Raw genomic sequence first — 7,656 nt, 5'->3', positions numbered from 1 at the left:
AGCCCGTTGTGCTGGCCCAGGTTGCCGCTGCACAGCAGGGCGCGGCAGGCGGCCAGCAGCCCGTCGTGGTTACGTTGCCCTGCGGAGCGCAGGTCGTGGCGGATCACCTCTTCGGGCGGGGTTCCCTGCACGCACGGCGCCTCATCCGCAGGGTTGCACATGCCCGGCGCGGCCAACTTGGCCAACACCGCTTCCAGGGTGGCGCGCGCTTCGGGAGTCAGATAGCCAGACAGTCGCGACATCCCGTCCACGTCTTGCTTGCCCAACACCAGGCCGCGGCGGCGGGCGCGGTCGTCGTCGGTGTAGTCCCCGTCAGGGTGCAGGCAGTCCATCAGCCGCTCAGCGAGCTTGGTCAGCTGATCGGGCCGGTATTGACCGGCCAGCTGCGCGAGGTGGGCTTCGGCTTTCTGCTCGGTCTCCACATCGACATGGGCGGGCAGCCGGTGGAAGAACTCCCGGATCACCCGCACCTGACCCTCACCGATGCGGCCCTGGCGTTGGCCGTGGGCGGTGGCGCTCAACCGCGGCGCCAACACCTCCCCGGTCAACGCCCGCCGCTGCCCCAGATCGGCGGCTTCCCCGATGCGCCGATTGGCTTCCGCGCGGGTGATCCGCAACCGGCCCGCCAACGCCGCGGGCAACCGCCCACCCAACTCCTCCTCACTGGCCTGTGCGACAAGCTGATTGGTCAACTCGTGCCGCGCTGCGGGCAACCGGCGCGCCACCCGCTCCACCCGCTCCAACAACCGCAGCCGCTCGGGGGTAGTCAACGCATCGAAAGACAACTCACACAAACGATCCACCGCAGCATCGAGCGCGCTGAAGACATCCACAATCTCCTCACGCGTACTCGAACCCATGCCTGAATTCTACGAACGACCACCGACAAAAACCCGCGACCTGATACCAGAGAAAACCCTGTGACACAACGGGTTAGACTCAGATGCTCAATCCGGAGTACATCAGCCCGTCCGGGTCACACTGCTGCCGAACCGCCATCAGCCGAGCCAAATTCGGCCCAAAATAGCGCGCCGCGGAAGTGTTGGCTTCCAAATAATTCACGTAGCCGCCGACCGAAAACTGTTGCACCGCATGATGCGCCGTGCCTACCCACTGGTTCGCGGCTGTCGCCTTCGCCCCGTCGGCCTCGGTGTACCACTGAACCACCGCCGCCTGTCGCCGCCACGGAAAGGCCGAGCCAGCCGGATCCACCTCACCGACCGCACCGCTGAGCGTGTCCACGACCGCCGACGCGCTCCCCGCCGCGGCCGGCCACTTTTCCAACACACCCACAATTGACTGCGCCGCAGCCAAATTCAGCGTGCCCAGCACATCCGATCCCGCCACGAACGCCCGCGGTGAACTGGTCGGGCTGCCTCCGGCGAGGTACATCACCAGATCCATATGGCCAAGTGTCTGGCGCTCCACCGCAGTCGGCTCGGCGCCCACCGCGGCCTTGACCGCATCGGCCACCGCAGATCCCTTCCCGGCCGGACACGTCGTCAGCACATGACAATTCCCCTGCGAGGAGTTGATCGAAAGGGTGACCAATCCCCAGGTATTCCGGTCGGCTCCAGCCAGCCACGTCTGCCAACCGGTCAACACCTGGGCCGCCGCGGAGAAGTCGAACACCACCCGCACCACGTCGCAGTCGGCGGTGGCGAAGGTTGAGAAGGTCAGCGAAGTGGTCACCCCGAAGTTGCCCCCGCCACCACCCCGCAATGCCCAGAACAGGTCGGGATGATCCTGAGCCGACGCCGTGACCGTCTTCCCGCTGGGCAACACCACCGTCGCGGACTTCAGCGCATCACAGGTCAAGCCGGCGTGGCGAGAGTCGGCGCCCATGCCGCCACCGAGCGCCAAGCCGGCGACGCCTACCGTCGGGCAGGTACCGGTGGGGATGGCCCGCCCAGCCCTGGCCAACGCCTGATGGACCGCATACAAGCCGGTCGCGGCCGGCACGGTGACGGTGCCCGTCGCGCTGTCGAACTGCACCCCGCCCGGCAGCCCCCGCAGGTCGAGCACCATGGCACCGCCGGCGGTCGACGCCCCGATATAGGAATGCCCGCCCCCGCGCACCGCGATCTTGAGCTTGTTCGCCGCCGCGAACGCGACGGCCTTCTCGACGTCGGACTGCGAGGTGACCCTGACCACGGCCAGCGGCTCGGCGAAGTCGTACAGCGAGTTGAACACCTGCTTGCCGCTGGTGAAGGCGCCGCCATCGGTCGGCACCAGCACCTGTCCGTCGATCGAAGAGGCCAGCCCGGACCACCCGCCGCCCGGGTCGGCGCGGGCCCATCCACGCGGAAATAACGCTGATGTCACCAACGCTGCGGCCGCATCACGAAGAAATCTCTGCCGAGAGATCATATGCCGCAATGTTAATTGGCAAACCGCGCGAATCCCGTTGACACGCAACGTCGTGCCGCTGCGCGAACTCCATTAACCTAGAGGGCATTGAGAGCACGATAAGAAAACGCTTAAAGCACAAACCTTTACGTCATCGTGTCCGAAATGTGACAGCGATGCACGAAGGTTCGTAGAGTTGACTGAGTGCCCGCACGGGTGCTCCTAAGCGGGACGGGGAAACTCACATGAACTCATGGCGCAACCAGCCACTGACCATCCGATTGCTGGCGGCATCCGCCGGCCTGCTGGCCGCGGGGGCCGCACTGGCCGCTCCGGCCGAGGCAAGCCCGATAGACGACCAGTTCCTCGGCGCGTTGAGCAACGCCGGCGTGAACTACGGCGATCCGGGGAACGCGGCGGCAATGGGACAGGCCGTCTGCCCGATGCTGGCCCAGCCGGGTGGAAGCTTCGCGGCGGCCGCGTCACGCGTCGGCGGTGGCGGCATGTCGCCGGGCATGGCAAGCATGTTCACCACCATCGCGATCCAGATGTACTGCCCGCAGGTGATGTCCAACATCGCCAGTGGCAATGTCGAAGGCCTGCAACAGCTTCCGGGCGTATCGATGGTGCCCGGTCTGATCGGGGGCGGCGTGCCCGGCCTGCCCGGCGGTATCCCCGGGTTCTGACCCTCAGCCGGTGCCCAGCGGGTCGATCGTCGACGCAATGTAGACCATCGCGGCCCCGACCGTCGCCGTGGTCAGGAAGTCGGTCGCCTTGCGGCGCACCACCAGTAATCCGGCGCGTTCGTCGGGCAGGGCCAACCGCAGTACCGCGGCCACCCCGACTCCGATACCGATGAGCAGCGCCCCACGGCGCCAGAAGTTGGCGCCCGCCAGCACGAACGCCACCAGAAAGATCAGCCCGACGACCAGGATCGGCCACTGAGCGCGCAACGCGCGCGAAAGAATGGCCCGCAGTGTCACTGCCGTTCGGCCAACTCGACGACGTTGGTCAGCAGGAACGCCCGGGTCAGCGGCCCGGCACCACCGGGGTTCGGCGAGACGTGGCCGGCGACGTCCCACACATCGGGGTGGACGTCGCCGGTCAGCTTGCCGTCCACCCGGCTGACACCGACGTCCACGACGGCGGCCCCTGGACGCACCATGTCAGCGGTCAGCAGATGCGGCACGCCGACTCCGGCCACGACGATGTCGGCTTGCCGGGTGAACGACGCCAGATCGCGAGTTCCGGTGTGGCACAACGTGACTGTGGCGTTTTCCGAGCGGCGGGTCAACAAGAGACCCAGCGGGCGGCCGACCGTCACGCCGCGCCCCAGCACCACTACATGCGCCCCGGCTATCTCGATGTCATAGCGGCGCAGCAGGTGCACGATGCCGCGCGGCGTGCACGGCAGCGGGCCGGGGGTGTTGAGCACCAGCCGACCCAGGTTGGTCGGGTGCAGTCCGTCGGCGTCCTTGTCGGGGTCGACGCGCTCGAGTGCGGCGTTCTCATCGAGGTGCTTGGGCAGCGGCAACTGCACGATGTAGCCGGTGCACTCGGGGTTGGCGTTGAGCTCGTCGATGGTCTCGTTCAGCGTTTCGGTGCTGATGTCGGCGGGCAGGTCACGGCGGATCGAGGTGATGCCGACCTTGGCGCAGTCGGCGTGCTTGCCGCGGACGTAAGCCTGAGACCCCGGGTCGTCGCCGACCAGGATGGTGCCCAGGCCAGGCGTGCGACCCGACGCCGTCAGCGCCGCCACCCTCTCCTTCAGATCGACGAAGATCTCGTCTCGGGTGGCCTTGCCGTCCAGCATGATTGCGCCCACGCATGACAGTCTGGCACGCTCCCGTTATGGCTGCTGACAGCTCCACAGCTCCCGATGTGTTCAGCCCGGCCAAGCTCGGTCCGTTGACACTTCGCAACCGCATCATCAAGGCGGCCACCTTCGAATCGCGCACGCCCAATGCGCTGGTGACCGACGACCTCATCGAATACCACCGCCAGCCGGCCGCCGGCGGGGTCGGCATGACCACGGTCGCCTACTGCGCGGTCTCCCCCGGCGGCCGCACCGGCGGCGAACAGCTGTGGATGCGGCCCGAGGCGGTACCCGGGCTGCGCCGCCTCACCGACGCCATCCACGCCGAAGGCGCCGCCATCAGCGCTCAGATCGGCCACGCGGGGCCCGTCGCCGATTCCCGCTCCAACCAGGCCACCGCGCTGGCACCGGTGCGTTTCTTCAATCCGATCGCGATGCGGTTCGCAAAGAAGGCCAGCGCCGACGACATTGACGACGTGCTGGCCGACCACGCCCAAGCCGCCCGCTTCGCCGTCGAAGCGGGTTTCGACGCCGTCGAAATCCACTTGGGTCACAACTACCTGGCCAGCTCATTCCTGTCGCCGCTGATCAACCGCCGCGACGACGAATTCGGTGGCTCGCTGGCCAACCGCGCCAAGGTCGCGCGTGGCCTGGTGCTGGCCGTGCGCCGAGCCGTCGACCAGGGCCCGCGGCCGATCGCCGTCACCGCCAAGCTCAACATGGCCGACGGTGTGCGCGGCGGCATCACCACCGAGGAGTCGCTCACCACCGCCAAGTGGTTGGAAGAGGACGGCGGGCTGGACGCCATCGAACTGACCGCGGGAAGTTCCCTGGTCAATCCCATGTACCTGTTCCGCGGAGACGCCCCGATCAAGGAGTTCGCCGGCGCGTTCAAGCCGCCGCTGCGCTGGGGTATGCGCATGACCGGCAAGAAGTTCCTGCGCGAGTACCCCTACCGCGATGCCTACCTGTTACGCGACGCGAAGCTGTTCCGCGCGGAGCTCAAGATGCCGTTGATCCTGCTGGGCGGCATCACCAACCGGGAGTCGATGGACCTGGCCATGGCCGAGGGATTCCAGTTCGTCGCGATGGCCCGGGCGCTGTTGGCCGAGCCTGACCTGGTCAACCGCATCGCTGCCGACGGCGACGCACACCGCGTGCACTCGGCCTGTATCCACTGCAACCGCTGCATGCCGACGATCTACAGCCGGACCCGCTGCGTCGTGACAGGCGCGCCCGACGCATGACGTGCCGCTCGCGGTGTCGTGGGCGCATTCGTTCCATTAGCTAAAGTTGATCCGATGCCCCCACCCGCTCCGCCAGCGCTGACCGTTCGCTACGACGGGTCGGAACGCACGTTCGCCCCAGGCCACGACGTCGTGGTGGGCCGAGATGTGCGGGCCGACATGCGCATTGCCCATCCGCTGATCTCGCGCGCCCACCTGCTGCTGCGCTTCGATCAGGGCCGCTGGCTGGCCATTGACAACAACTCGCTCAACGGGACCTTCGCCAACGGGCGCCGGGTGCCGATGGTCGACATTCACGACGGCCAGAGCGTCAACATCGGCAACCCGGACGGTCCGCTGCTGCGGTTCGAGGTGGGACGGCACCAGGGCATGGCCGGGCGGCCGCCGCAGACCACGTCGATGCCGATCCTGGCGCCCTACGCTCACCAATCCGGGCAGATCGGGCCGCCGCCGCAGTCCGGACGGCAGCCGAGCTACGCCCCGCCGACCGCGGCCCGCGGATTCCCGGGCGGCGCTGCGCCGGGGCCCGGCGGGCCGCCGCCTCCGGCCGCCAAGGCCGCGCCTCCGGCGCCACCGATGTATCCCAGCTCGGCCGCGCCCTGGCAGACCGGGCCGCCGCCGGCCGCCGCCCCGCCCCCGAATCTGCAGCCGCCGCGATCGATGGCGACGACGCATCACGGCCCGACCGCGACCAAGCCGCCCGAGGTCGCGAACCTGGCGACCAAGATGTTCCAGGCGCTACGCGGTGGCGGCGGCGGTGGCGCGCCGGATGCGCCGGCCGGCTCGGTCACCATCGGTCGCGCCACCGACAACGACATCGTGATCCAGGACGTGCTGGCCTCCCGCCACCACGCCTTTTTGACGCTGACGCCGCTGGGCGCGGAGATCCGCGACAACAGCAGCGTCAACGGCACGTTCGTCAACGGTGTCCGCGTCGGCTCGGCGATCCTGACCGACGGCGACGTGGTCACCATCGGAAACGTCGACCTGGTGTTCAGTGGCGGCACCCTGATCCGCCGCACCGAGGCGGCGACGCGCACCGGCGGTCTGGAAGTGAAGTCGGTCACTTACACCGTCGAGGGCGGCAAGCAGCTGCTCGACCACATCTCGCTGACCGCCCGGCCCGGCACGCTGACCGCCATCATCGGCGGCTCCGGCGCCGGGAAGACCACGTTGTCCAGGTTGATCGCCGGATACACCAGCCCCACGACCGGCAGCGTGACCTTCGAAGGCCACGACATCCACGCCGAGTACGCGTCCATGCGCAGCCGGATCGGGATGGTCCCGCAGGACGACGTGGTGCACCGTCAGCTGACCGTCAATCAGGCGTTGGGCTATGCCGCCGAGCTGCGGCTACCGCCCGACACCAGCAAAGCCGACCGCGCGCAGGTGGTGGCCCAGGTGCTCGAGGAACTCGAGCTGACCAAGCACGCCGACACTCGGGTCGACAAGCTCTCCGGCGGCCAGCGCAAGCGTGCCTCGGTCGCGCTGGAGCTGCTCACCGGCCCGTCGCTGCTGATTCTCGACGAGCCCACCACCGGTCTGGACCCGGCGCTGGACCGCCAGGTCATGCTCATGCTGCGCCAGTTGGCCGACGCCGGCCGTGTGGTGTTGATCGTCACCCACTCGGTGGCCTACCTCGACGTGTGCGACCAGCTGCTGCTGGTGGCTCCCGGCGGCAAGACGGCGTATCTGGGCCCGCCGAGTCAGATCGGCGCGGCTATGGGCACCACGAACTGGGCCGACATCTTCACCAAGGTCGGCGCCGATCCCGACGCCGCCAACCGCCGCTTCCTCGCCGAGAATCAGGCGCCGGCCTTCGCCGACGAGGCCAGTCCGGCCGCCGACCTGGGCGAACCGGTGCACACCGACGTGCTGCGCCAGTTCTCCACCATCGCCCGTCGCCAGATCCGGCTCGTCGTCTCCGACCGCGGTTACACGGTGTTCCTGGCGCTGCTGCCCTTCCTCATCGGTGTCCTCACGCTGACCGTGCGCGGCAAGACCGGGTACGGCATGTCAGATCCGTTGGGCAACAACCCCGCCCAGCCCGACCAGATCCTGGTCATGCTCAACGTGGGCGCGGTGTTCATGGGCACCGCGCTGACGATCCGAGATCTGATCGGGGAGCGTCCCATCTTCAAGCGAGAACAGGCGGTCGGTTTGTCCACGGCGGCCTATATGGGCGCCAAGATCGTCGTGTTCTGCGCGTTCGCGATCGTGCAGGCGGCCATCGCGACGATCATC

Annotated in this window: 7 protein-coding genes; 3 read left to right on the top strand and 4 right to left on the bottom strand. The window is 68.1% G+C overall.

The window, feature by feature from the left end; translation table 11 throughout:
• Window positions 1-860 (bottom strand): 13E12 repeat family protein (locus tag A9W95_RS00170; protein ID WP_156745916.1); only part of this gene is annotated, 860 nt, incomplete at its 3' end.
• Between the two features lie 79 nt (window positions 861-939).
• Window positions 940-2,379 (bottom strand): FAD-binding oxidoreductase, encoded by a 1,440-nt coding sequence (locus A9W95_RS00165; protein ID WP_172826511.1) that lies wholly within the window; start codon window positions 2,377-2,379, stop codon window positions 940-942.
• 215 nt (window positions 2,380-2,594) lie between these two features.
• Here A9W95_RS00165 and A9W95_RS00160 point away from each other — a divergent pair, with 215 nt between their 5' ends.
• Entirely contained in the window at window positions 2,595-3,035 is a 441-nt protein-coding gene (locus tag A9W95_RS00160) for a DUF732 domain-containing protein (protein ID WP_067408528.1), read from the top strand.
• A gap of 3 nt (window positions 3,036-3,038) precedes the next feature.
• Here the strand turns inward: A9W95_RS00160 and A9W95_RS00155 are convergent, their stop codons facing one another.
• Window positions 3,039-3,332, bottom strand: a complete 294-nt coding sequence (locus tag A9W95_RS00155; protein WP_067408526.1) for a DUF3017 domain-containing protein — start codon at window positions 3,330-3,332, stop codon at window positions 3,039-3,041.
• Window positions 3,329-4,174, bottom strand: coding sequence for a bifunctional methylenetetrahydrofolate dehydrogenase/methenyltetrahydrofolate cyclohydrolase (locus A9W95_RS00150; protein ID WP_067408524.1), 846 nt, complete (start codon window positions 4,172-4,174; stop codon window positions 3,329-3,331). Before A9W95_RS00150 ends, A9W95_RS00155 begins: the two co-directional genes overlap by 4 nt.
• A gap of 26 nt (window positions 4,175-4,200) precedes the next feature.
• Here A9W95_RS00150 and A9W95_RS00145 point away from each other — a divergent pair, with 26 nt between their 5' ends.
• Both A9W95_RS00145 and A9W95_RS00140 read left to right on the top strand, forming a co-directional pair.
• Complete coding sequence (locus A9W95_RS00145; protein WP_067408522.1) at window positions 4,201-5,412, top strand: NADH:flavin oxidoreductase; 1,212 nt, start codon at window positions 4,201-4,203, stop codon at window positions 5,410-5,412.
• Between the two features lie 54 nt (window positions 5,413-5,466).
• Window positions 5,467-7,656 (top strand): ATP-binding cassette domain-containing protein (locus A9W95_RS00140; RefSeq protein ID WP_067408521.1); only part of this gene is annotated, 2,190 nt, incomplete at its 3' end.

Origin of the sequence: Mycobacterium sp. 1423905.2 (genome assembly GCF_001673155.1) — a bacterium.
GTDB lineage: Bacteria > Actinomycetota > Actinomycetes > Mycobacteriales > Mycobacteriaceae > Mycobacterium.
Note: the sequence above shows the minus strand (reverse complement) of the source record. Positions and strands in the feature narration are given on the sequence as shown.